23 protein-coding genes and 1 riboswitch are annotated in these 23,391 nt (G+C 66.9%); of the genes, 19 read left to right on the top strand and 4 right to left on the bottom strand.

Annotated features, from left to right (window positions below):
- Positions 1–60 precede the first annotated feature (60 nt).
- The 5 genes from hpnJ (at position 61) to U5760_RS03340 (ending at position 5,196) form a co-directional block, all read left to right on the top strand.
- Entirely contained in the window at positions 61–1,482 is a 1,422-nt protein-coding gene (gene hpnJ / locus U5760_RS03360) for a hopanoid biosynthesis associated radical SAM protein HpnJ (RefSeq protein WP_322009586.1), read from the top strand.
- The gene (hpnK, locus tag U5760_RS03355) at positions 1,482–2,405 is read left to right on the top strand and encodes a hopanoid biosynthesis-associated protein HpnK (RefSeq protein WP_322009585.1); all 924 of its coding nucleotides are present in this window, start codon (positions 1,482–1,484) and stop codon (positions 2,403–2,405) included. The genes hpnJ and hpnK overlap by 1 nt, the downstream gene beginning before the upstream one ends.
- Positions 2,402–3,457 (top strand): lysylphosphatidylglycerol synthase domain-containing protein, encoded by a 1,056-nt coding sequence (locus U5760_RS03350; protein WP_322009583.1) that lies wholly within the window; start codon positions 2,402–2,404, stop codon positions 3,455–3,457. Before hpnK ends, U5760_RS03350 begins: the two co-directional genes overlap by 4 nt.
- Positions 3,458–3,601: 144 nt before the next feature.
- Positions 3,602–4,123: a hypothetical protein gene (locus tag U5760_RS03345; protein ID WP_415914039.1), complete on the top strand. Its 522-nt coding sequence runs from the start codon at positions 3,602–3,604 to the stop codon at positions 4,121–4,123.
- 38 nt (positions 4,124–4,161) lie between these two features.
- On the top strand, positions 4,162–5,196 hold the full coding sequence (locus U5760_RS03340) for a patatin-like phospholipase family protein (RefSeq protein ID WP_322009580.1): 1,035 nt from the start codon (positions 4,162–4,164) through the stop codon (positions 5,194–5,196).
- Positions 5,197–5,206: 10 nt separating this feature from the next.
- On the opposite strand, the gene U5760_RS03335 is transcribed toward U5760_RS03340, so the two are convergent.
- The 3 genes from U5760_RS03335 to U5760_RS03325 form a co-directional block, all read right to left on the bottom strand.
- The gene (locus U5760_RS03335) at positions 5,207–5,545 is read right to left on the bottom strand and encodes a type II toxin-antitoxin system PemK/MazF family toxin (protein WP_322009578.1); all 339 of its coding nucleotides are present in this window, start codon (positions 5,543–5,545) and stop codon (positions 5,207–5,209) included.
- A gap of 6 nt (positions 5,546–5,551) precedes the next feature.
- The gene (locus tag U5760_RS03330) at positions 5,552–5,839 is read right to left on the bottom strand and encodes an AbrB/MazE/SpoVT family DNA-binding domain-containing protein (RefSeq protein WP_322009576.1); all 288 of its coding nucleotides are present in this window, start codon (positions 5,837–5,839) and stop codon (positions 5,552–5,554) included.
- A 111-nt stretch (positions 5,840–5,950) separates the two neighbouring features.
- Positions 5,951–6,565 (bottom strand): histidine phosphatase family protein, encoded by a 615-nt coding sequence (locus U5760_RS03325; RefSeq protein WP_322009575.1) that lies wholly within the window; start codon positions 6,563–6,565, stop codon positions 5,951–5,953.
- Between the two features lie 89 nt (positions 6,566–6,654).
- Positions 6,655–6,765, top strand: a riboswitch (cobalamin riboswitch).
- A 63-nt stretch (positions 6,766–6,828) separates the two neighbouring features.
- On the opposite strand from U5760_RS03325, the gene U5760_RS03320 reads away from it, so the two are divergent.
- The 14 genes from U5760_RS03320 to U5760_RS03255 all read left to right on the top strand — a co-directional run bounded on the left by U5760_RS03320 (position 6,829) and on the right by U5760_RS03255 (position 21,809).
- Positions 6,829–7,041 carry a CbtB domain-containing protein gene (locus tag U5760_RS03320; protein WP_322009573.1) on the top strand — a complete coding sequence of 71 codons (213 nt, stop codon included), beginning with the start codon at positions 6,829–6,831 and terminating at the stop codon, positions 7,039–7,041.
- A gap of 12 nt (positions 7,042–7,053) precedes the next feature.
- Positions 7,054–7,812 carry a CbtA family protein gene (locus tag U5760_RS03315; RefSeq protein ID WP_322009571.1) on the top strand — a complete coding sequence of 253 codons (759 nt, stop codon included), beginning with the start codon at positions 7,054–7,056 and terminating at the stop codon, positions 7,810–7,812.
- A 319-nt stretch (positions 7,813–8,131) separates the two neighbouring features.
- The gene (locus U5760_RS03310; protein ID WP_322009570.1) at positions 8,132–8,821 is read left to right on the top strand and encodes a histidine ABC transporter permease HisQ; all 690 of its coding nucleotides are present in this window, start codon (positions 8,132–8,134) and stop codon (positions 8,819–8,821) included.
- A gap of 19 nt (positions 8,822–8,840) precedes the next feature.
- Positions 8,841–9,554: an ABC transporter permease gene (locus tag U5760_RS03305; RefSeq protein WP_322009569.1), complete on the top strand. Its 714-nt coding sequence runs from the start codon at positions 8,841–8,843 to the stop codon at positions 9,552–9,554.
- A gap of 53 nt (positions 9,555–9,607) precedes the next feature.
- Positions 9,608–10,411 (top strand): ABC transporter ATP-binding protein, encoded by an 804-nt coding sequence (locus U5760_RS03300; RefSeq protein WP_322009568.1) that lies wholly within the window; start codon positions 9,608–9,610, stop codon positions 10,409–10,411.
- 216 nt (positions 10,412–10,627) lie between these two features.
- A complete protein-coding gene (locus U5760_RS03295) occupies positions 10,628–11,599 on the top strand; it encodes a GlxA family transcriptional regulator (RefSeq protein ID WP_322010016.1) in 972 nt (323 codons plus the stop codon).
- A gap of 233 nt (positions 11,600–11,832) precedes the next feature.
- On the top strand, positions 11,833–13,047 hold the full coding sequence (locus U5760_RS03290; protein ID WP_322009567.1) for an aspartate aminotransferase family protein: 1,215 nt from the start codon (positions 11,833–11,835) through the stop codon (positions 13,045–13,047).
- 36 nt (positions 13,048–13,083) lie between these two features.
- Positions 13,084–14,184 (top strand): arginine/ornithine succinyltransferase subunit alpha, encoded by a 1,101-nt coding sequence (aruF, locus tag U5760_RS03285; protein WP_322009566.1) that lies wholly within the window; start codon positions 13,084–13,086, stop codon positions 14,182–14,184.
- Positions 14,181–15,218: an arginine N-succinyltransferase gene (astA, locus tag U5760_RS03280; protein WP_322009565.1), complete on the top strand. Its 1,038-nt coding sequence runs from the start codon at positions 14,181–14,183 to the stop codon at positions 15,216–15,218. Before aruF ends, astA begins: the two co-directional genes overlap by 4 nt.
- 14 nt (positions 15,219–15,232) lie before the next feature.
- Positions 15,233–16,696 carry a succinylglutamate-semialdehyde dehydrogenase gene (gene astD / locus U5760_RS03275; RefSeq protein ID WP_322009564.1) on the top strand — a complete coding sequence of 488 codons (1,464 nt, stop codon included), beginning with the start codon at positions 15,233–15,235 and terminating at the stop codon, positions 16,694–16,696.
- A gap of 14 nt (positions 16,697–16,710) precedes the next feature.
- On the top strand, positions 16,711–18,051 hold the full coding sequence (gene astB / locus U5760_RS03270) for an N-succinylarginine dihydrolase (protein WP_322009563.1): 1,341 nt from the start codon (positions 16,711–16,713) through the stop codon (positions 18,049–18,051).
- On the top strand, positions 18,035–19,075 hold the full coding sequence (gene astE / locus U5760_RS03265; protein WP_322009562.1) for a succinylglutamate desuccinylase: 1,041 nt from the start codon (positions 18,035–18,037) through the stop codon (positions 19,073–19,075). The genes astB and astE overlap by 17 nt, the downstream gene beginning before the upstream one ends.
- A gap of 295 nt (positions 19,076–19,370) precedes the next feature.
- Positions 19,371–20,165 (top strand): ABC transporter substrate-binding protein, encoded by a 795-nt coding sequence (locus tag U5760_RS03260; protein WP_322009560.1) that lies wholly within the window; start codon positions 19,371–19,373, stop codon positions 20,163–20,165.
- A gap of 324 nt (positions 20,166–20,489) precedes the next feature.
- The gene (locus U5760_RS03255) at positions 20,490–21,809 is read left to right on the top strand and encodes an EAL and HDOD domain-containing protein (protein ID WP_322009558.1); all 1,320 of its coding nucleotides are present in this window, start codon (positions 20,490–20,492) and stop codon (positions 21,807–21,809) included.
- Between the two features lie 114 nt (positions 21,810–21,923).
- On the opposite strand, the gene U5760_RS03250 is transcribed toward U5760_RS03255, so the two are convergent.
- A complete protein-coding gene (locus tag U5760_RS03250) occupies positions 21,924–23,369 on the bottom strand; it encodes an HDOD domain-containing protein (protein ID WP_322010015.1) in 1,446 nt (481 codons plus the stop codon).
- Positions 23,370–23,391 lie beyond the last annotated feature (22 nt).

Below are 23,391 nucleotides of genomic sequence, written 5' to 3'. Positions count from 1 at the left end.
TTCGTTCCTGTCATTTCAAAACTTGCCCGATACAACCCGGGTTGCCGGAGCATTCATCTCATGAAAACGCTGTTTCTTCAGGCCCCGTCCTATGACGGCTTCGACGGTGGTGCCGGTTCACGTTACCAGGCAAAGCGCGAGATCCGCTCGTTCTGGTATCCGACCTGGCTCGCGCAGCCCGCGGCGCTCGTGCCCGAAAGCCGTGTGCTCGACGCGCCCGCCGACGGCATCTCGGTCGAAGAGACGCTCAAGATCGCCGACGACTACGACCTCGTGATCATCCACACGAGCACGCCGTCGTTTCCGACCGACGCGCTTTTCGCCGAGGATCTGAAAAAGCGCAAGCCGTCGCTCCTCGTCGGCATGGTGGGCGCGAAGGTGATGGTCGATCCGCACAACTCGCTCACGGCGACCGAAGCCATCGACTTCGTCTGCCGCGAAGAATTCGACTTCACCTGCAAGGAGCTCGCCGAAGGCAAGCCGTTTGCCCAGATCAAGGGTCTCTCGTGGCGCGCCAAAGACGGCTCGATCGAGCACAACGAAGCGCGCCCGATCCTCGAGAACATGGACGAGCTGCCGTTCGTCGCGCCCATCTACAAGCGCGACCTGAAGATCGACAACTACTTCATCGGCTATCTGAACTACCCGTACGTGTCGATCTACACGGGTCGCGGCTGCAAGTCGCGCTGTACGTTCTGCCTGTGGCCGCAAACGGTGAGCGGCCACCGCTACCGCACGCGCTCGGTCGAGAACGTGCTCGAAGAAGCGAAGTGGATTCGCGACAACATGCCGGAAGTCAAGGAGCTTATGTTCGACGACGACACGTTCACCGACGACCTGCCGCGCGCCGAAGCGATCGCGCTCGGCCTCGGCAAGCTCGGCATCACGTGGTCGTGCAACGCCAAGGCGAACGTGCCGTACAAGACGCTCAAGGTGATGAAGGAAAACGGCCTGCGTCTCTTGCTCGTGGGCTTCGAATCCGGCGACGACCAGATCCTCGTGAACATCAAGAAGGGCGTGCGCACGGACTTCGCGCGCCGCTTCAGCGCGGACTGCAAGAAGCTCGGCATCAAGATCCACGGCACCTTCATTCTGGGCTTGCCGGGCGAGACGCAGGAGACGATCAAGAAGACCATCGAGTACGCGAAGGAAATCAATCCGCACACGATCCAGGTCTCGCTCGCGGCGCCGTACCCCGGCACCACGCTCTACAAGCAGGCCGTGGAAAACGGCTGGATGGAAGAGAACAAGACCATCAACCTCGTTTCGAAGGAAGGCGTGCAGCTCGCGGCGATCGGTTATGCGCATCTGTCGCGCGACGAGATCTATCACCATCTCGAGCAGTTCTACCGCCAGTTCTACTTCCGTCCCTCGAAGATCTGGGAGATCGTGCGCGAGATGCTCACGAGCTGGGACATGATGAAGCGCCGCCTGCGCGAAGGCGTGGAGTTTTTCCGCTTCCTGCGCGCGCACGAGGCATGATGGACCAGCCGCCTGCCTGCGCGCACTCCGGCGGCGGGCAGGACCGGCGTGCGCTCATTTTCACCGCCGACGACTTCGGCCTGCACGAGCGGGTCAACGCCGGGGTGGAGCGCGCGCATCGCGAGGGGGCGCTCGATGCGGCCAGCCTGATGGTGGCCGCTCCGGCGGCCGCCGATGCCGTGGCGCGCGCCCGGCGCCTGCCGCGCCTGCGCGTGGGTCTGCACCTCGTGCTCGCGGACGGCGCGGCGATGCTGCCGCGCGCGCAGATTCCCGCGCTCGTCGACGCGCAAGGACGCTTCGGCCAGAACATGGCGCTGGACGGCGTGCGTTTCTTCTTCCTGCCGCACGTGCGCGCGCAGCTCGCCAGGGAGATTCGTGCGCAGTTCGAAGCATTTGCGGCGACCGGGCTTGCGCTCGATCACGTGAATACCCACAAGCATTTCCATCTGCATCCCACCGTGCTCTCGCTGATCCTCTCGATCGGCCGCGAGTTCGGCCTCAAGGCGATGCGCCTGCCGCTGGAGGCTGGCGCGCCGCTCGCGCTCAGGCCCTGGCTCGCGCTCGTGCGTTCGCGTCTCGCGCGCGCGGGTATCGCCCACAACGACTTCGTTGTGGGCATCGCCAGGAGCGGCGCGATGGACGAGGCCGTGCTGCTCGACGCCATCGCGAACCTGCCCGCCGAGGGCGTGGGCGAGATCTACTGCCATCCCGCCGAAGCGGGCGAGGGCGCCATCACGCCTTCCATGCAGACCTATCGTCACGCCGACGAACTGGCGGCGCTCGTTTCGCCGCGGGTCGCGAAGGCGCTGGCCCTCGCGGGAGTGCGGCGCGGCGGTTTCGCCGATGTGTTCTTCGGCGGCCCGCAGCGGCAGACGCAAGAAGCACGGAGCGCACGGGCGGCGCGCGAGGCGCAGCCGTCATGAAGTGGCTCCAGTGGCTGGGCGTGCCCGTCGGGATCGCGATCCTGATCGGGCTCGCCGTTCACGACGGTGCGCATGACGTCATGCACATCATCGGCACGGCGGGACCCGTGCTGCTGTGGCTCGTGCCGTTCCATGCGCTGCCGCTGCTGCTCGACGCACAGGCCTGGCGCCTGCTGCTCGACAAGCGTCTGCCGCTCGGTTTCCTCTGGTGGGTCGCCACCGTGCGCGAGGCCGTCACGCGTCTTTTGCCCGTCCTGGGCGTGGGGGGCGAGATCGTCGGCATCCGGCTCGCGCGCTGGCGCATGCGCGACGGCAGTCTCGTCACGGCCTCGGTGATCGTCGAGGTGCTGATCACCATCGCCGTGCAGTACGCGTTCTCGGCGCTCGGGCTCGTGCTGATCGTGGCCGCCATCGGCAATGGCGGGTCGCTCCATACGATCGTCACGATCGGTCTCGCGCTCCTGTTCACCTTGCCGTTTCCCGTGGCCGCTGTGGTGTTGTTGCGGCGCGGCGGCGTGTTCCGTGCCATCGAACGCTGGGCCGGCCGCATGTTCGGCGCGGGGCATCCGCTCGTGCTCGGCATCGACGGCGATCAGCTCGACCGCGATCTGGACGCGCTGATGTCGCGCACCGGCCTCATGTTTCGCGCCTTCTGCTGGCAACTGGCCGGCTACGTGCTGGGGGCCTTCGAGACCTGGTGGGCGCTGCGGCTGCTCGGCTTTCCGGTGTCGGTCGAAGGGGCGCTCGCCATCGAGGCGCTGACCCAGGCCGCGCGCCATGCCGCCTTCATGGTGCCCGCGGGGCTCGGCATCCAGGAAGCGGCTGTGGTGTTGCTCGCGCAACTGTTCGGCGTGGGACCGGACGTGGCCTTCTCGCTCGCGCTCGTCAAGCGCATGCGCGAAGTCGTGTTCGGCTGCTTCGCGCTGCTGTCCTGGCAGGGCGCCGAACTCGTGCGCACGCGCGGCTACCTGCGCCGTGCCGAGGCGTTCGCGGAATCCCCGCAGCCAACGCGCAACGGATCCCGGTCCCAACCTCACGAAGAAGTTCATTAAAAGTACATGGAGGGGTACATTGAAGGGATCGATGACCCCGGTGTCTGTTTCCACAAGCGGCCGTGCGGTTGAAGTACGGATCGGATGCGCAGGACCATGAAGCTCAATTTGCAGGGCGGGCGGTCCGGCGGCGCGGCGCTCGCCATGGTGGCAGTGCTGGTGCTCTCGGGCTGCGACGACCGCCAGATCGATTCCATGTGGCAGACACTCAAGACCTTTTTCGATTCGGTCAAGCCCGACGTGTTGCTCCTCAAGGGCTTGACACCCGGTGTTTCGACGCTCGACGACGTGCGCGGGCAAATGGGCAAACCCGAGACCGAGCGCGTCTTCGACGACGGCTCGCGGCGCCTCGAATACCCGCGCGGTCCCCAGGGGCTCAACACCTACATGGTCGATATCGGGCCGAACGGTCGGCTCGTTGCGATCACGCAGGTGCTCACGGCGGAGAATTTCGCGAAGATCCGCATCGGCATGAGCGAGGACGAGGTGCGGCAATGGCTCGGCAAGCCGGGGCAGATCGCGGCGTTCCGCCTCAAGAAGGAGACCGTATGGAGCTGGAAGTGGCTTGAAGGCGGGGTCACCCAGGAGGCGTTCTTCAACGTGCATTTCGGACCGGACGGCCGGGTCGTCACGACCTCGCGCTCGGACGTGATCCGTGGGCACTGAGCGCGCGGATCGAGGATAGCAAGCGGCGGGAGGCCGGAATGATGCACAGGCAACGTACTCGTCGGATTGGTCTGGTGCTGGGCGGCGGCGCGGCGCGCGGCTGGGCGCACATCGGTGCGATCCGCGCGCTGGAGGAAGCCGGCATCAAGCCCGACGTGGTATGCGGCACGTCGATCGGCGCGCTCGTGGGCGCCGTTTATGCGAACGGCGACCTCGACTGGCTCGAGGAATGGGTGGGCAAGCTCACGTGGCAAACCGTGGTGCGGCTACTCGATCTGCGTTTCTCGGGCGGGTTGCTCGGCGGACGCAAGGTGATCGATCTGTTCGCGCATCAGTTCAATGGCTGCGCCATCGATGACCTCGGCATGCCTTTCACGGCCGTCGCAACCGAACTCGACACGGGCCGCGAGGTCTGGCTGCGCGATGGCGGGGTCGTGGATGCGGTGCGTGCCTCGATTGCCATACCCGGCCTCTTCACGCCGATCTGGCATGACGGCGTGTGGCTCGTGGACGGCGGGCTCAGCAATCCCGTGCCGGTTTCCGCGGCGCGGGCGATGCGTGCGGACTGCGTGATCGCCGTCGATCTGAATCACGACATACTGAACGGCCGCGATCTGGGCGGCGCCATCGACACCGTGCCGCGCGAAGCGCCGGTGGAGGTGCAGCCCGCGCCTCCCGCTGCTTCAGCGGCTCCCGATGTGCAGGGTGCCGGTGCCGTGCCATCGTCATTGGACGGCACCGAGCCGCCGGCGCTCCTGCGCCGCAACGGCAAGCCTTTCCCGCGCTGGCTGCAGCCTTCGGCGGCCTCCAGCAGCGAGGACGTGCGCGTGGCGCCGCCACCCAGTGCGCGCGTGCCCTCGATGCTGAGCTCGATTGCCCAGAGCATCGACATCATGCAGGTGCGCATCACGCGCAGCCGCCTTGCGGGCGAGCCCGCCGACGTGCTGATCCAGCCGCGCCTCGGCGGCATGGGGATCTTCGACTTCCATCGCGCCGCGCCCGCCATCGCGGAAGGCCGTGCGGCCGTGCAGTACATGCTGCCGGCCATACGGGCGCAACTTGGGCTGGATTGACTGCCGCGAGCTAGAAGTTCAGAAGGCCGGCGACGGCAAATCTGGCGGCCTCCAGTTCTTCTTCTGTCGCGGCTTCGCCTTTGTGGCGCCAGACGCGTCCCGTTAGCGACAGCGTGGTGATCTGGTCGGCCATGGCCACGCAAGGCTTGCCCAGGCCGCCGATGGGGATTTCCGACTCCCACCCGTGGATCGTGCTCGTGATGGGCAACCCGATGAAACGGCTCGTGAGTTCGTTGAATTCGGCGTCGGTGAGAACGAGGGCGGGGCGATAGCCATTCTGCTCGTTACCCGCCCCCGGGCCGACGTTGATCCACACGATATCGCCTGCGTCCGGCGTTCTGTTCTTCATGCGTTTTTACCAGCGGTCAAAACGCGCCGGGTCGTCGGGTCCGCCGATTTCGGCGCCTTGCGGGTCGCCAAAGTCGATGAGCGGATGCCGTGCGAGCCGGTTCGCGCGCAACTGTTGAAGATACCGTTCGCGCGAAAAGCGCCGGATGGCCGTGCGGGGGCGCACCATGAGTACGCTGTCTTCGACTTCCATTTCGATCTCCTGTCCTTCCGCGAGCCCGAGCTTCGCGGCCATGCTTGCCGGGATGCGCACGGCGAGGCTATTGCCCCAGCGCTTCAGCGTTTGAACGGTCATTTGCGCACTCCTCGGGTTGCCCGCCAACTCGGCCAAACGGCGGATAAACGTGTTGATACATGAGGCCATCCTATTCCTCTCATTTCCCTGTGTCAACGCGTTGATACGTCATCAGGATGAGACTGCGAGCCAGCTCAAGCCGTGCGCTGTCCGGCGCAGTGCCGTGACCGCGAGCGGCGCGATTTCGAGGTGTCGAAACGAGGTGGAGGGCGCGCCCAGCGCGTGCAGGATGGCGGCACGTATCACCTGGGCAGGGGTGAAGGCGACGAGGTCGCCGCTGTCGGGCGGATTCGCGGGCAGGGCATCGAGCCATGCGCCGACGCGCGTGCGAACGTCTTCGAACGATTCGCCTCCCGGTGGCCGGAAGGCCGGATCGCGCGTCCAGGCGGCGAGCGCATCCGGCTCGCTGCGGGCCAGATCGGTGAGGCGCCGGCCGCCCCAGGCGCCGTAGTCGGCGTCGGCGAGCGCGGCGTGCATGACGCACCTTGCGCTATCGAAGCCTGCCGCGAGCGCCGTTGCGCGTGCAATCGGCGCGGGACTGGTCAGCACGGCGGCGGCATCGGCAAGCCGCGTCTGCCAGCGCTCGCGCCAGGCGCCGAGCGCCTGAACGGCGCGCGCATCGAGCGCTTCGACTGCGTCGCCGTGCGGGTCGGGCGTTGGCGGAAACGTCCCCGTCCGCATCGCGGCATTCGCTGCATGACTGACCAGCCAGACCGTGTTCGGCATCCTGCTCCCTTGCTGTTTCCTTGAATGTGTTTTACATCTTGCCTTCCATGCGCTGCCGGTGCGCGTAGAATACCGTCTCCACGACCTCTGGAAGCCGGTGCAACTCCGGCGCGGTCGCGCCACTGTAACCGTTTGCCCGCGCTGTTCGATGCGTTTTCGACGCCATTCGACACAGGCGGCGAGGCCAACGGAAGCCAGACCCGCGTGTCGTGTCCACCCTCGAATCGACTAACGGGGCGCGTCTTCCCCGAGGAGAAGTCACCATGTCCGAAGCCGTATTCCACGCGCCGGCCGCCACGCCCGTGCCCATCCCCTTGCGCGAGATCCTGCCCTGGGCGATCTTCGCCGGCCTCATGCTGCTGCTCGCGCTGTATTTCGTGGGCGCCGAAGAAGGTGCGACCTCGATCGTCCCCGGCATGTATGTGCACGAGTTCGTGCACGATGGCCGCCATCTGCTCGGCTTTCCCTGCCACTGACCGGAGGCCGACATGGTAGGCAAGCTCTTGGCGCGCGGGATGCTGGCCGGCATCGCCGCAGGACTCCTCACGTTCGGTTTCGCGAAGTTCGCGGGCGAGCCGCAGGTCGATCAGGCCATTTCGTTCGAGGAGAAACTCGACGCCGCGAAAGGGGAGGCCCCCGAACCCGAAATCGTGAGCCGCGAAACCCAGGCCGGGTTCGGCCTCTTCACGGGCGTCATGACCTATAGCGCGGCGATCGGCGGGCTGTTTTCGCTCGTGTTCGCTTACGCATACGGCCGCTCCGGGCGCCTTTCCGCGCGCTCGCTTTCGGCGCTGCTGGCGCTCGCGGCGTTCGTCGCGCTCGCGCTCGTGCCGAACATCAAGTATCCGGCGAATCCGCCTTCGGTCGGCGATCCGGAGACCATCGGCTTTCGCACCGGGCTCTTCTTCCTGATGGTCGCGATCTCGATCGTCGTCACCGTGTTCTCGTTGAAGGTGCGTGGCGCGCTGGCCGCGAAGCTCGGTGCCTGGAACGCGTCGATCGTGGCGCTCGTGCTGTTCGTCGTCGTGATCGCGGCGGTGCAGGCGGCGCTGCCCACCATCAACGAAGTGCCGTCCGCGTTCCCGGCCGTGCTGCTGTGGAAGTTCCGCACCGTCGCGCTCGGCATGCAGGCGATCCTCTGGGCCACCGTCGGCTTGCTGTTCGGCGCATTCGCCGAGCGGCTTCTCGGCGACGGTGCCGACGCACGCCCGGCCGCCGGGGGCAATGGCCGCGCGCGAGCGGCCTGAGCGTCATTGGAGCGCGCGGCAGGCTATCGGCAGTTTATCGGCAGGCTATCGGCGGTCTATCGAAAAGCGCCCCCAAACTTGCGAAAACGCCCCGCTTGCCGGGGCGTTGCTTTTACGGCTTGCCATTTCGTCGCGCCCGCCCGTGTGCGGGCCGGTGCGGCCGTGCTGCGATTTCGCACCCGGATGCTGCACCGCAATATGACGGGCGAGGCCGATTGAGCGATCCGTTTTGCCTTGAGACGATCCGCGCACACTCCCGCTGCGGCCTCGATGGCGCGGCACGCTCGCGGGAGGCCGACAACGATTCCCGGAGACGCGCGTGTTCCTCTACGGCTTTGGCCCGATCCTCCTCGCCGGCACGATCCAGACCATCGAGCTCTCGCTGCTCTCGCTCGGCGTGGCCGTGCTGCTCGGCCTCGCCGGCGCGGCGGCGAAGCTCTCGTTCAACCGGCCGCTCGCGGCCGCGGCGACCGCCTATACGACGCTGATCCGCTCGGTGCCCGACCTCGTGCTGATGCTGCTGCTCTTCTATAGCATCCAGATCGGCGTGAACGAGGCGACCGACGCCCTCGGCATGGCGCAGATCGACATCGACCCGTTCGTGGCCGGCGTGCTCACGCTCGGCTTCATCTACGGCGCGTACTTCACCGAAACCTTCCGCGGCGCCTTTCTCGCCGTGCCGCGCGGCCAGCTCGAAGCGGGCCATGCCTACGGCATGAGCGGCGCGCGCGTGTTCGCGCGCATCCTGTTTCCGCAGATGATGCGCTTCGCGCTGCCCGGCATCGGCAACAACTGGCAGGTGCTCGTGAAGGCCACAGCGCTCGTCTCGATCATCGGTCTCGCCGACGTCGTGAAGGCCGCCCAGGACGCGGGCCGCAGCACCTTCAACCTGTTTTTCTTCCTCGTGGTTGCCGCCGCGATTTACCTCGCGATCACCACCGTCTCGAACTTCGTGCTGATCTGGCTCGAACGCCGCTACTCGGCGGGCGTGCGCCACGCGCAGCTTTGAGTGCAAGGGCCTACGCATCATGAACGAGATCATTCAGCAATTCGGCCAGGCGTTCCTCTACTGGGATGGCGAACACGTTTCGGGCCTCGCCATGACGCTGTGGCTGCTCGTCGTCTCCGTCGGCTTCGGCTTCGTGTTTTCGGTGCCGCTCGCGGTCGCGCGCGTTTCCAGGCGGCGCTGGCTCTCGCTGCCGGTGCGCTTTTACACCTACGTGTTCCGCGGCACGCCGCTCTACGTGCAGTTGCTGCTCATCTACACGGGCGTGTACAGTCTCGCCTTCGTGCGCGCCGAACCGCTGCTGGACGCGTTCTTTCGCAGCGGCCTGAACTGCGCGATCCTCGCGTTCGCGCTCAACACCTGCGCCTACACGACCGAGATTTTCGCGGGCGCGATCCGCGCGACCTCGCACGGCGAAGTGGAAGCCGCGCGCGCCTACGGCATGAGCCCGTTCACGCTGTACTGGCGCATCGTGCTGCCCTCGGCGCTGCGCCGCGCGCTGCCGCTGTACAGTAACGAAGTGATCCTGATGCTGCACGCCACGACGGTGGCCTTCACGGCGACGGTGCCCGATATCCTGAAGGTCGCGCGCGACGCGAATTCGGCCACCTACCGCTCGTTCGAGTCGTTCGGCCTCGCGGCGCTGATCTACTGTGCGGTATCGTTCGTGCTGGTGGCCGCGTTCCGCCGCGCGGAGCGCCGCTGGCTCGGCTATCTCGCCGTGCGCACGCGCTGACGCGCGAGACTCATCCGCCGCAACGCGCCTTACCGCAATCCTGGAGACCCATCTTGCCTCAGACGACGCAACCCGCCACGCAATCTAGCGCGAGCAAACTGGTCGCGCGCGACATCCACAAGCGCTACGGCGACAACGAGGTCCTCAAGGGCGTCTCGCTCGACGCGAAGAAGGGCGACGTGATCAGCATCATCGGCGCGAGCGGCTCGGGCAAGAGCACCTTCCTGCGCTGCATCAACTTCCTCGAAAAGCCCAATGCCGGCGAAATCGTGGTCGATGGAGAAACCGTGCGCACCAAGGCGGGCCGCAACGGCGACCTCGACGTGGCCGATCACAAGCAGCTTCAGCGCATCCGCACGAAGCTCGCCATGGTGTTCCAGCACTTCAATCTCTGGTCGCACATGAACGTGATCGAGAACGTGATGGAAGCGCCCTTGCACGTGCTGGGCGTGCCGCGCAAGGAGGCCGAGGAACGGGCGCGCGAATACCTCGAAAAAGTCGGGCTCGCGCCGCGCGTGGAGAAGCAGTATCCGTCGCATCTTTCGGGCGGCCAGCAGCAGCGCGTGGCGATTGCGCGCGCGCTCGCCATGCACCCGGACGTGATGCTCTTCGACGAACCGACTTCCGCGCTCGACCCCGAACTGGTGGGCGAAGTGCTGAAGGTCATGCAAAAGCTCGCGGAAGAGGGCCGCACGATGATTGTCGTGACGCATGAAATGGGCTTCGCGCGCAACGTCTCGAATCATGTGATGTTCCTGCATCAGGGCCGCACCGAGGAAGAGGGCTCGCCCGCCGACGTGCTCGGCAATCCGAAGAGCGAACGGCTGCGCCAGTTCCTCTCGGGCAGCCTGAAGTAAGCGCGTAACCGTGCACCGCCGCGCCCCGTACCGCGCCCGCCTCGCCGCAACGAGGCTCGCAAGCCGACGATGATCCGTACCAGTTTCAGCGCTCCCGCCGCTTCTGCGGCTTTCTCCGCCACGCCCGGCGGCGCGCCGGCGCCTCTTTCGGGCGCGGCGACCGCTCGCGCGGGCCGCACTACCCAGGTCGCGATCGTGGCGCTGCCGCCGGTGTCGATGTCGGGTGTGGGGCCGATCGTCGATGCGCTCAACCTCGCCAACGAGATCGACGGCCGCGCGCTCTACCGCTGGCAGATGCTCTCGTGGAATGGGCGCCCCGTGCCGCTTTCGGGCGGCGCGCAGTGGCCCGCCGACGGCACCTTCGGCGACGCGCTCGCGTGCGACTGGCTGATCGTCGTGACCGAGCGCTACCAGCAGTTCGCCGACTACCGCCTTTTTCTCGCGAGCCTCGCGCGCGTGGGGCAGCGCACGCCGCTTGTCACGGGCATCCATCACGGCATCTGGTGGCTCGCGATGGCGGGCCAGTTGCAGGGCTACCGCGTGGCCGTGAACTGGGAGACCTACCAGCAGTTCGCCGAGCAATTCGAGCGCACCATCGTCACGCAGCACCTCTACGAGATCGACCGCGATCGCGCGACCTGCGCGGGCGGCCAGGCCACGCTCGACTTCATGCTCGCGATGATCGGCCGCGACCACGGCCCGGAGCTCGCCGAGCGCATTGCCGACGCGCTCGGCGCGAGCACGCTGCGAAGCGGCGACGAACGCCAGCGCATTCCGTTCGTGACGGCGCCGGGTGAGCGCCATCCGCGCCTGAACGATGCGCTGCTGCTGATGGAAGCGAACATCGAAGACCCGCTCACGACCGACGAAATCGCCGGGCTCGTGGGCGTTTCGCGGCGCCAGCTCGAGCGGCTCTTTCGCCAGTATCTGGGGGCGATGCCTTCGAAATACTATCTGGGCCTGCGTCTTGCGAAGGCGCGCTCGCAATTGCAGCGCACCAGCAAGTCGGTCGTGCAGATCAGCCTTGCGTGCGGCTTTTCGTCGGCGGCGCATTTTTCGAACGCGTATCGCGAGCGCTTCGGCGTGACGCCGCGCGAGGATCGCCGCAACTGGATCGAGCGCCAGCATGGCGGTCTGGCCGCCGAGCCGCGCGCGGGCGCACTGGTCGAGCCGCCCGAACAGGAGTGAAACGGCCGGCGCGGCGCCTGCGCGCACCGGCCGCGAAAGAATATGTCGCGCACACGCAAGACGTTTGCAGCGCGCTTGCCTACACTGCACCTGTTATCGATGCGCCCGCCGCCTGTGCCCCGCACGCGGCGAGCGCCGCCAGAACCCCGAGCCTGCCTTGGGTTGGCCCCGAGTTCGCCCTGAGATTGCCCTGAATTTGCCTTGAATTTGCCCTGAGCCTGAGAGGATTTGCCATGAACGACCAGACTGTGACCCGCAAGACCTTCGACGAAGTGATGGTGCCGTGTTTCTCCCCGGCGCCGTTCGTGCCCGATCGCGGCCTCGGCTCGCGCGTGTGGGACACCGAAGGGCGCGATTACGTCGACTTCGCGGGCGGGATCGCCGTGACGGCCCTCGGCCATGCCAACCCCGATCTGCTGCGCGTGCTGAACGACCAGGGCGGCAAGCTCTGGCATATCGGCAACGGCTACACGAACGAGCCGGTGCTGCGTCTCGCGCAGAAGCTCGAAGCGCTGACCTTCGCGGACCGCGCGTTCTTCGCGAACTCCGGCGCCGAGGCCAACGAGGCCGCGCTCAAGCTCGCGCGCCGTGTAGCATTCGAGCGCTTTGGCGAAGAGAAGTTTGAAATCGTCTCGTTCACGCAATCGTTCCACGGCCGCACCTTCTTCACGGTGAGCGTGGGCGGGCAACCCAAGTACTCCGAAGGTTTCGGCCCCGTGCCGGGCGGCATCCGCCATCTGCCGTATAACGACATCGAAGCCGCGCGTGCGGCGATCGGCGCGCAAACCTGCGCCGTGATCGTCGAGCCGGTGCAGGGCGAGGGCGGCGTGATTCCGGCCGATCCGGCCTTCCTGCACGCGCTGCGCGAAGCCTGCGATGCGCACGGCGCGCTGCTGATTTTCGACGAAGTGCAGACCGGCGTGGGCCGCACGGGCCGCTTCTACGCGTACGAGGACACGGGCGTGACGCCCGATATCCTGACCACAGCCAAGGCGCTCGGCAACGGCTTCCCGATCGGCGCCATGCTGACTACCGAAGCGCTCGCTGCGCACTTCAAGGTGGGCGTGCACGGCACGACCTACGGCGGCAATCCGCTCGGCGCGGCGATCGCGGGCAAGGTGGTCGATCTGGTGAGCGACCCGGCGCTGCTTGCCGGCGTGCGTGCGCGCGGCGAAACGATCCGCGCGAAGCTCGCGGCGCTGCACGAGCGTTTCGACGTGTTCGGCGACATTCGCGGCAAGGGTCTGCTGATCGGCGCCGAGCTGACCGCGCGTTACCAGGGCCGCGCCAAGGACTTCCTCTCGGCGGCGGCGAATCATGGCGTGATGATGCTGATCGCGGGCCCGGACGTGCTGCGCTTCGCCCCGTCGCTCATCATCCCGGAAGCGGATCTGGCCGAGGGGTTCGTGCGCCTCGAACAGGCTTTCGAGGACGTGGTGGGCCGCTGAGCGGCCCGCGCTATTTTCACTGACACAGGACCGACGATGCTCTTCGTTCGCCCCGCCAGACTCTCCGATCTGGACGCGATCGCGCACATGGCGCGCACCGCGCAGCCGGTGCTGCACTCGCTGCCGCACGACCGCGCGGCGCTGGAGGCGCGCATCGCGCTCTCCGAGGATTCGTTTCGCGCCGAAGTCGATTTTCCGGGCGAGGAGTTCTATCTCTTCGTGCTCGAAGATTCGGCCACGGGCAAGCTCGTCGGCACCTCGAGCCTTGTGGCGGCGGCCGGCTATTCGGAGCCGTTCTACGCGTTTCGCAACGACGCGCTGATCCACGCCTCGCGCGAGCTGCACGTGAACCGCAAGATCCACGCGCTGCAGATGTCGCACGAGCTCACGGGCAAGAGCCGCCTGGCGGGCTTCTATATCGACCCGTCGCTGCGCGGCGACGCCGCCGCGCACCTGATGTCGCGCGCGCGCATGATGTACGTGGCGATGAATCGCCGCCGCTTCACGCCCGAAGTGTTCTCGCTCCTGCTCGGTGTAACCGACGAAGCAGGCGTGTCGCCGTTCTGGGAAGCGGTGGGGCGCAAGTTCTTCGGGCGCGATTTCAAGGACATCGAAATGGCCTCGGGCGGTCGCAGCCGCACCTTCATCGCGGAGGTGATGCCGGCCTATCCGATCTACGTGCCGCTCCTGCCCGAAGCCGCGCAGCGCGTGCTGGGCGAGCCGGACCCGAGCGCGCTGCTCGCGTATGAAATGCATCTGGAGGAGGGCTTCGAGCCCGACCGCTACGTCGATATTTTCGACGCGGGTCCGGTGCTGACCGCGCAGGTGGATCGCACGGCCTCGGTCGCCGACAACGAAAGCCGCGCGGTGCGCGAAGCATCGGCGGCGGCAGGGCAAGGGGCGTCGTACATGGTTGCCAGTCAGCGCGCGGGCGAGTTCCGCTGCGTGCTCGCCAACCTGCCTGCGCTGCAGGAAGGCGCAGCTCGCGCGCCGCGCCATGCGCTGCGCGGGGAGGCGCCGCTCGACGCCGCGGCGCGTGCGGCGCTCGGCGTGCAGGACGGCGACGTTGTGCGCTGCGCGCCGCTGTGGCGCGAAACTTCTGAAACGGACGATCAATCGATGGGAGAGACGCAATGATCGTGGTTCGCGTCGTGCAGACGGGCGATGTGGATGCGCTCGTCTCGCTCGCCCAGGAAACCGGCCCCGGCCTCACCACGTTCAAGCCGGATCGCGACGCGCTGATGGCGCGCATCGCGCGCACGCGGCGCACGCTCGCGGGCGAGGTATCGCTTGCCGAAGCCGGCTACTTCTTCGTGATGGAAGACACGGCCACGGGCGACGTGGCCGGCGTGTGCGGCATCGAAACGGCGGTGGGGCTCCAGCAGCCTTTCTACAACTATCGCGTGAGCACGGTGGTGCACGCAAGCCAGGATCTGGATATCTGGACGCGCATGCGGGCGCTCAACATCTCGCACGACCTCACGGGCTATGCGGAGGTGTGTTCGCTGTTCCTCTCGCCGCGCTATCGCGCAGCGGGCGTGGGCGGTTTGCTGTCGCGCTCGCGCTTCATGTTTCTCGCGCAGTTCCGCGAGCGCTTTCCGGAGCGCATCTGCGCCGAGCTGCGCGGCCATTTCGATGCCGATGGCACTTCGCCATTCTGGCGCGCAGTCGGTTCGCACTTCTATCAAATCGATTTCAATGCCGCCGATTATCTCAGCGCGCATGGCCGCAAGTCGTTCCTCGCCGAACTGATGCCGCGCCATCCCGTGTACGTCGAGCTGCTGCCCGAGCAAGCGCAGGCCGCCGTGGGGCGCACCCACGCCGACACCATTCCCGCGCGCCGCATGCTCGAAGCCGAGGGGCTGCGCTACGAGAATCACGTCGATATCTTCGACGCGGGCCCGGTACTCGAATGCCACATCGCCGACCTGCGCACCGTGCGCGAGAGCGTGGTGGTGCCGGTCGAAATCGGCGCACCGGGTGCCGACGTGGCAGGTGTGCGCTCGCTCGTCTCGAACACCTCGCCGGGCGATTTCCGCGTGGGCTTTGCTCCCGGCATCGTGCAGGACGGCGTATTCAGACTGAGTGCGGAAGAAGCGGCGGCGCTGAACGTCGCGGCGGGCGACGCCGTGCGCGTGCTCGGCCCCGCACAGAAGCATCCACAGCAATGACGGCGAGAATGATCATGAACGAGCTTTTCATCGACGGGCAATGGAGCGCGGCTTCGGGCCCCGCCTTCGCCTCGCGCAACCCGGGTACCGGCGAGACGGTGTGGAGCGGCCAGTCCGCCACCGCCGAAGACGTGGACCGTGCCGTGAACGCCGCGCGCCGCGCTTTTGGCGACTGGTCGCAAACGCCCTTCGAAGCGCGCTGCGACATCGCGCGCCGTTTTGCGGCGCTCGTCACCGAACACAAAGAGCGGCTCGCGCAGGCGATTGGCCGCGAGACCGGCAAACCGCTGTGGGAGGCGCGCACCGAAGCCGCCTCGATGGCCGCAAAGGTCGCCATCTCGATCACGGCCTACGGCGAGCGCACCGGCGAGAAACGCTCGCCGATGGCCGACGGCGTGGCCGTGCTGCGCCATCGCCCGCATGGCGTCGTGGCCGTGTTCGGGCCGTACAACTTTCCGGGCCACCTGCCCAACGGCCACATCGTGCCCGCGCTGATCGCCGGCAATACGGTGGTGTTCAAGCCTTCGGAGCTTGCACCCGAGGTGGCGCGCGTGACGGTCGAGTTGTGGCGCGAGGCGGGCCTGCCTGCTGGCGTGATGAATCTCGTGCAGGGCGAGCGCGATACGGGCGTTGCCCTCGCGAATCATCGCCAGATCGACGGGCTCTTTTTCACGGGCAGCTCGGATACCGGCACGCTGCTGCATCGCCAGTTCGGCGGCCGGCCCGAGATCGTGCTCGCGCTGGAGATGGGCGGCAACAATCCGCTCGTCATCGCGCCGGTGGAGGACCTCGACGCGGCCGTGCACCACACCATCCAGTCCGCGTTTCTCTCGGCGGGACAGCGCTGCACCTGCGCACGCCGCATTCTCGTCCCCACGGGCGAATTCGGCGACCGTTTCCTCGCGCGCTTCGTCGAAGTGAGCGAGCGCATTGCGGTGGGCGAATACGATGCCGATCCGCAGCCGTTCATGGGCGCCGTGATTTCGGCGCGTGCGGCGGCGAAGCTCGTCGGCGCACAGACGATGCTGCTCGAACGCGGCGCCCGCGCCTTGTTGACGATGACGCAGCGCGACCCCGCGCTCGGTTTCGTGACGCCCGGGATTCTCGACGTGACCGGCGTGGCCGATCTGCCCGACGAAGAGCACTTCGGGCCGCTCGCCCAGGTGATCCGCTACGCGGGTTTCGACGACGCTATCGCTCAGGCCAACGATACGGCCTTCGGTCTTTCGGCGGGGCTCCTCGCCGACGACGAAGCGCTCTGGCATCGCTTCTCGCGCGAAATCCGCGCCGGCATCGTGAACTGGAACCGGCCCACCAACGGCGCGTCGAGCGGTGCGCCGTTCGGCGGCCCCGGCCGCTCCGGCAATCACCGTCCGAGCGCGTATTACGCGGCCGACTACTGCGCCTGGCCGATGGCCTCGGTCGAGAGCGCCCAACTGCAGATGCCCGCGAGCGTTTCGCCGGGCCTCGCTTTCTGATGATGAGGACGACGATGCAAACCCTTGAAGCCAACTTCGACGGACTCGTCGGCCCGACCCACAACTATGCCGGCCTGTCGTTCGGCAACGTGGCGTCGCAGAACAACGAGAAGTCCGTCGCCAACCCGAAGGCCGCCGCACGCCAGGGGCTGCGCAAGATGAAGCGGCTCGCCGATCTGGGTTTTGCCCAGGGCGTATTGCCGCCGCAGGAGCGGCCTTCCATGCGCCTGTTGCGCGAGCTCGGCTTCACCGGCAAGGATGCCGAGGCCATCGCCAAGGCCGCGAAGGAAGCGCCGGAATTGCTGGCCGCGGCGAGTTCCGCTTCGGCCATGTGGACCGCGAATGCGGCGACCGTGAGCCCGTCGGCCGACACGCCGGACCGTCGCGTGCATTTCACCCCGGCGAACCTGTGCAGCAAGCTGCACCGCGCGATCGAGCACGAGGCCACGCAGCGCACGCTCGGCGCGATCTTCGGCAATCCCGATCATTTCGTGGTGCACGAGGCACTGCCCGGCACGCCCGCGCTGGGCGACGAAGGTGCGGCGAACCATACGCGCTTTTGCTCGCAGTATGGCGAGCGCGGCGTGGAGTTCTTCGTCTACGGACGCAGCGAATACCGCCGCGGCGCGGAGCCGAAGCGCTTCCCGGCGCGGCAGACGTTCGAGGCGAGCCGCGCCGTGGCACAGCGTCATGGTCTCGCCGTCGATTCGACCGTGTTCGCGCAGCAAAGCCCCGATGTGATCGACGCCGGCGTGTTCCATAACGACGTGATCGCCGTGGGCAACCGCAGCACGCTGTTTTGCCACGAGCGCGCGTTCGTGGAGCAGCAGGCCGTGTATGACGAACTGCGCACGAAGCTCGCGGCGCACGATGCCCCGTTCCACGTGATCGAGGTGCCCGATGCGCAGGTGAGCGTGGCCGATGCGGTGTCGTCGTATCTGTTCAACAGCCAGTTGCTGAGCCGCGCGGACGGTTCGCAGGTGCTCGTCGTGCCGCAGGAATGCCGCGAGAATCCGCGCGTGGCGAACTATCTCGACGAACTGGCGGCGAAGCGCGGGCCGATCGACGAAGTGCTCGTGTTCGATCTGCGCGAGAGCATGAAGAACGGCGGCGGCCCGGCCTGCCTGCGTTTGCGCGTGGTGCTCTCGGATGCCGAACGCGCGGCCGTGGCGCCGGGCGTCTGGATCGACGAGAAGCTGTTCGCGCGCCTCGATGCGTGGATCGAAAAGCATTATCGCGACCGTCTCGCGCCGCAGGACCTGACCGACCCGATGCTGCTCGTCGAGTCGCGCACGGCGCTCGATGAACTCACGCAGATCCTCGACCTCGGCTCGCTCTATGACTTCCAGCGCTGAACCGTTGTTCGCCGACTTCCTGCGCTACACGCTCGCGGGGTCGCGGCCCGCGAGCGACGCGGCGGCACGCGGCACGCTCGAAAACGGCGCGCGCTGGCAATGGCTCGACGACGGCGTGCTGCAACTCGAGCCCGCACACGCGGATACGGCGACGAAGAGCGTGCTGCTCTCGGCCGGCATCCACGGCGACGAGACGGCGCCGATCGAACTGCTTTCGCAACATGTGGCCGATATCGCGGCGGGCCGTAGTGCGCTGGCGTGCCGCCTGCTCGTGGTGCTGGGCAACGTGAGTGCGATGCGTGAAGCCCGCCGTTATCTCGACGACGATCTGAACCGGCTGTTCGGCGGCCGTCACGCGAAGGTGGGATCGAGCGCCGAGGCGCCGCGCGCCGCCGCGCTCGAAGCGCATGCCCAGGGCTTTTTCGCAGCGGCGTCCGAGGCGCCGCATGCGCGCTGGCACCTCGACCTGCATACGGCCATCCGCCCCTCCGCATTCGAGCAGTTCGCGCTGCTGCCCTACACGGGTGCGGCGCCTTCGCACACGATGTTCGCGTGGCTGGCGGACGCCCGCATTGGTTGCGTGCTCATCCATACGGAGAAGGGCGCGACGTACTCGTCGTTTACGGCCGATATCTGCGGCGCCACGGCTTGCACGCTCGAACTCGGCAAGGTGCAGCCGTTCGGCCAGAACGACCTGGCACGCTTCGCGAATGCGGACGCGGCGGTGCGCCGGCTCGTGGCGGGCGCGCTGCCCGACCTGGAGGCGCCGTTGCCGCGCGTGTTCACCGTGATCGGCCAGATCACGAAGCAAAGCGACGCGTTCGAGCTTCACGTCGCCGCCGACGTGCCGAATTTCACGCCGTTCGCGCGCGGCACGGTACTCGCCAACGACGGCGACTATCGCTATGTCGTCGAGCACGAGGAAGAGCGCATCGTGTTTCCCAATCCCGCCGTCAAACCCGGTTTGCGCGCCGGGTTGCTCGTCGTCGAAACGACCGCCCGGACACTCGGGACTCTGGTCTGACGCAGATGTGGCGCCTGGTTGCGCCACGTTCCCGTCACCTTCCTGTCGTCTTCCCGCGACCTCCGCCCCACGCTTCGTGCCCGGACGCGCTTGCGCATCCACGACACGCAATTGCAAGTTCGGCGTCTCTCCCAAAAGGGCGCGTTGGCGGACCCCTTGCGCGCTCGCGGTACAATCGCGCCCTCGCGGTTGTTGCGGTGCACCACAAAGGAGGCGCCTGTTTGAGCCGCGATATTGGCGCAGCGATCCTGTGCCGGCGCGCCGTTGCGCGTCATATCTGACTGGAAAGAGACACATGAAAATGAACTGGAACAAGCTGGCCGCTCTCGCATTCTGCACGGCCGCCACCCTCGCGGCAGGCGCCGCGCACGCAGCCGACATCAAGGAAATCCACTTCGGCGTGGAGGCGTCGTACGCGCCGTTCGAATCGAAGTCGCCCTCGGGCGAACTGCAGGGTTTCGACATCGACGTGGGCAACGCCGTCTGCGCGAAGCTCAAGGCGAAGTGCGTGTGGGTGGAGAACTCGTTCGACGGGCTGATTCCGGCCCTGCAGGCGCGTAAGTTCAACGCGATCAATTCGGACATGACGATTACCGACCAGCGCCGCCAGGTCATCGACTTCACCGACCCGATCTACACGATCCCGAACATGATGATCGCGAAGAAGGGCAGCCCGCTCCTGCCGACTGCCGGGTCGCTCAAGGGCAAGCACGTGGGCGTGCTGCAGGGCACGATCCAGGAAGCCTATGCGAAGGCGAAGTGGGCGCCGGCCGGCGTTGACGTCGTGCCTTACCAGACCCAGGACCAGATCTACGCCGACCTCGCTTCGGGGCGTCTGGATGCGGCCTTCCAGGACGGCGAAGCCGCCTCGAAGGGCTTCCTGAACAAGCCGCAGGGCGCGGGTTTTGCATTCGCCGGCCCGGCCGTCATCGACGAAAAGCTGCTTGGCGCGGGTGTGGGCTACGGCGTGCGCAAGGGCGACACGCAACTGAAGACGGCGCTCAACGAGGCGCTCAAGGAACTGAAGGCGGACGGCACGATCGATCGCCTCGCAGCCAAATACTTCGACGTGAAGGTCGTGCTGAAGTAAGGAAGGCGTAGGCTTCGAACGGGAAGCCGGCCGGAGTTCATCCGGCCGGCTTTTCTTTTGAACGTATCCTTTCGGATTACGAATTAAGTCGCATCATTCGGCCCTAATCACGCTGCCTTGGGCGTCAGGCTCCGGATGCGAAAATATTTCGGATTTGAGGCCCGGCTACATATGCCGGCCGTACCGGCCAGGATAGAATCGGTAACAAATCGACGGGGCACGCTGCGCGCGAAAGATCGCATCTGCGCGACATCACGCGGCGCACCGTCCAGACCATATCAAGACCAGGCGCCGCACGAAGGAAGGCGCCACGCGAGGGATTTCATGAGCTTGAACGCCGCAGATCGGCCGCCCATGCCCGGAGCCGCGGGGGACGATCCAGCAGTGAGCCGCTACGACGTGTATTTCGCCCGCCAGCCCTTGCTGGATCGGGACGGTATGTTGTGTGGTTTCGAAATGCAGCCGCGCGTAATCGACCGCGGCGACGAACCGCAAGCGCATTCGGGCGCCGGTTCCGCACTGATCGCGGCTTTCGCGTCACCGGCGGCGCGCGGTGCCTTGTCGGGGCACCCGGGCTGGCTCGACGTCACGCGCGACGCGCTGTTCGACGACGCCATCCTGCGCCTGCCCGCCCAGCGCGTGATGTTCGAGCTGCCGCTCGATATCGGCGCGGACCCGGAACTCGTGGCGCGGCTCGTGCAACTGCACGGCCGCCGCTATCGTTTCGCGCTCGACCATGTGACCGAGGCCGACGAATCCTTCGCGAAGCTGCTGCCTTATGTCGAGGCGGTCAAGATCGATCTGCGCCGCATCGCACCTGCGCTGCTGGCGAAGTTCGCGAGCGTGCTGAAAGCCGCGGGCAAGATCCTCGTGGCGATGGGCGTCGAAACTCAGGCCGACTTCGAGCGCGCGCATGCGCTGGGTTTCGACCGTTACCAGGGCTACTTCTTCGCCAGGCCTCAGGGTGGCGGGCGCCGTGCGAGCGCGCCGCGCCAGGCGCTGTTGAATCTGCTGCAACTGCTGGCTTCGGACCCCACCGTCGCGCAGCTCGAAGCCGAGCTCAAACTGAACCCGGTGCTGGTGATGCATCTGATGCGCCTCGCGAATTCGCCGACCTTCGGCATCGGGCGCAAGGTCTCCACACTGCGCGAGGCGATCAACGCCACGGGCACCAACCGTATCGCCCGCTGGACCCAGTTGCTGCTCTATGCGGACGGCCGCAAGGTCTCGCTCGAAGACGATCCGTTGCTGCAACTCGCGGCCACGCGCGCGCGTTTCATGGAACTCGCCGTGAGCCAGTTGCCGGCCGCCGGGCGCGACGAGCAGGACGCCGCGTTTCTCGCGGGCGTGTTCTCGTTCGTCGACGCCGTGTTCGGCGGCCCGCTCGAAACGACCATCGACATGCTCACGCTCGCGCGCCCCATTCGCGCCGCGATCGTCGGGCGCGAGGGCGTGCTGGGCCGGCTGCTGGATGTGACCGAGGCGCTCGAACACGGCGACTGGAGCGCGGTCGACATGATCTGCGCGCAGCTCGAACCGCTCGACGCGAGTGCGGTGGCCGCGCTCAGTCTCACCGCGGGCGAGTGGGCCGGCATGGCCGACCGCAATGCGGAAGCGACGGGGCTGGAGCGAATCGACGACTGACCGAATGCGTGTGGGCCGCGTGCTTCGCGGTCCATGCAAATGCAAATGCAAAGAGGCGGCGCATCCGGGATGCGCCGCCTCTTTCTTTTATACGCGATCGGCGGCGATCGTGCCCTAGCTAACGTTAGCGGAACTGATCGAAAAAAAACGCGCGAGCTCGCGTGCGAGGTCGTTGAGCGCGCTCATCTCTTTCTGCGAGATGCGCCGCGTTTCCTGCGTGAGCAGCCAGTCGCCGTAGAGCAGCGCCACCGGCTGGTCGCCTTCCACCGCCACCGGCAGCAGAACGAAGGCGCGGGCATCGTCGAAGCTCGAGCGATACCAGGCAGGCAGGCGCGAGATCATCTTCGGGTCGCGCGCATTCTCGATGAAGATGCCCACCGAGTTCGCGATCGCCAGATGGAACACGTCCGGCTGGAATGCCGCGTTGAAATAGAGGTTCGGCAGCACGCCTTCCACGCCGGGGCCGAAGCCGCGTTGCGCCGCGAACATGTTCGCGCCTTCGCGCACGAACACCACCGTGCGCGCGAAGCCGAGGCCCGCGAGCACGGTTTCGTTCGCGAGCGTGAGGGCCGTGCTGAACGGGCTGTCGGGCGGCAGGGCGCGCAGGTCTTCCACGCCGGCTGCAATGCGCGCCTCGGGGTCGAGCGCCTCGCGCGCGATCGCATCGGCATTCGCGCGCAATTCGACGATCTCGCGCATTACGCCGTCGTCGGCTTCCTCGGTCGCGAGCGCGAGGCTCATCTGCACGAGTATTTCCGGATCGGTGTTGAGCGCGCGGCCGTAGTAGCAGGCGAGTTCGGCGATATGCGCCTCGCGCATATCGTCGGTGAGGTCCGGGGTGGTGAGCACGCGCGCCACCTCGGTGGAGTAGTTCGTGATCGCGCGCAGCCACTGCACCTGGCGCGGCTCGGTACCCTGCGGGTCGAACTGGCCCATGCCTTCGCGGATCGTTTCCGGCAGGCGCCAGCGCGTGGCGGCCTCGTGGCCGATCTCGTCGAAGGTCACGCCGAGCACGGCGATGCAGGCTTCGTCTTCGCCCGCGCCTTCGTCGCATTCGCGGCGTATCTGGTCCCACTCGGCTTCGAGGTAGAACACCACGAGCAGCTTGCCCACCTGGCGCATCAGCGTGCACACCACGGCTTCTTCGCCGGCGCGCAGGTCGCCGCGCTCGGTCAGCTTGCGCGCGACGCAGCCGGAGAGAATGGTGCGGTTCAGTTCGAGTTTCGCGTCGATGCGGCGCGGCGCGCTGTGATGAAAGTGATCGACGATCTTCAGGCCCACCACGAGGTGGCCCACGGCGTCCATGCCGAGCACCATCAGCGCGCGCGTGACCGTGGTGATATTGCCGCCGAACGCCATGTACATCGCCGAATTGGCGAGGCGCAGCACCTTCTGCGTCAGGGCGAAGTCGGAGAGCACGACCTGGACGAGGGCGTTGAAGTCGTAGTCGTCGTTGGTCATCGCGGCGACCGTGGTGCGCAGCGACTGCGACAGCATGGGGAAATCGCCGCGCTCGTTCATGCGCGCCCATAGCCGGTCTAGCAGTACTGCCTTTACCATCTGAACCATGTCAATATCGCCA

This window comes from Paraburkholderia sp. J12, from assembly GCF_905220215.1.
Taxonomy (GTDB): Bacteria; Pseudomonadota; Gammaproteobacteria; order Burkholderiales; family Burkholderiaceae; genus Paraburkholderia.
Note: the sequence above shows the minus strand (reverse complement) of the source record. Positions and strands in the feature narration are given on the sequence as shown.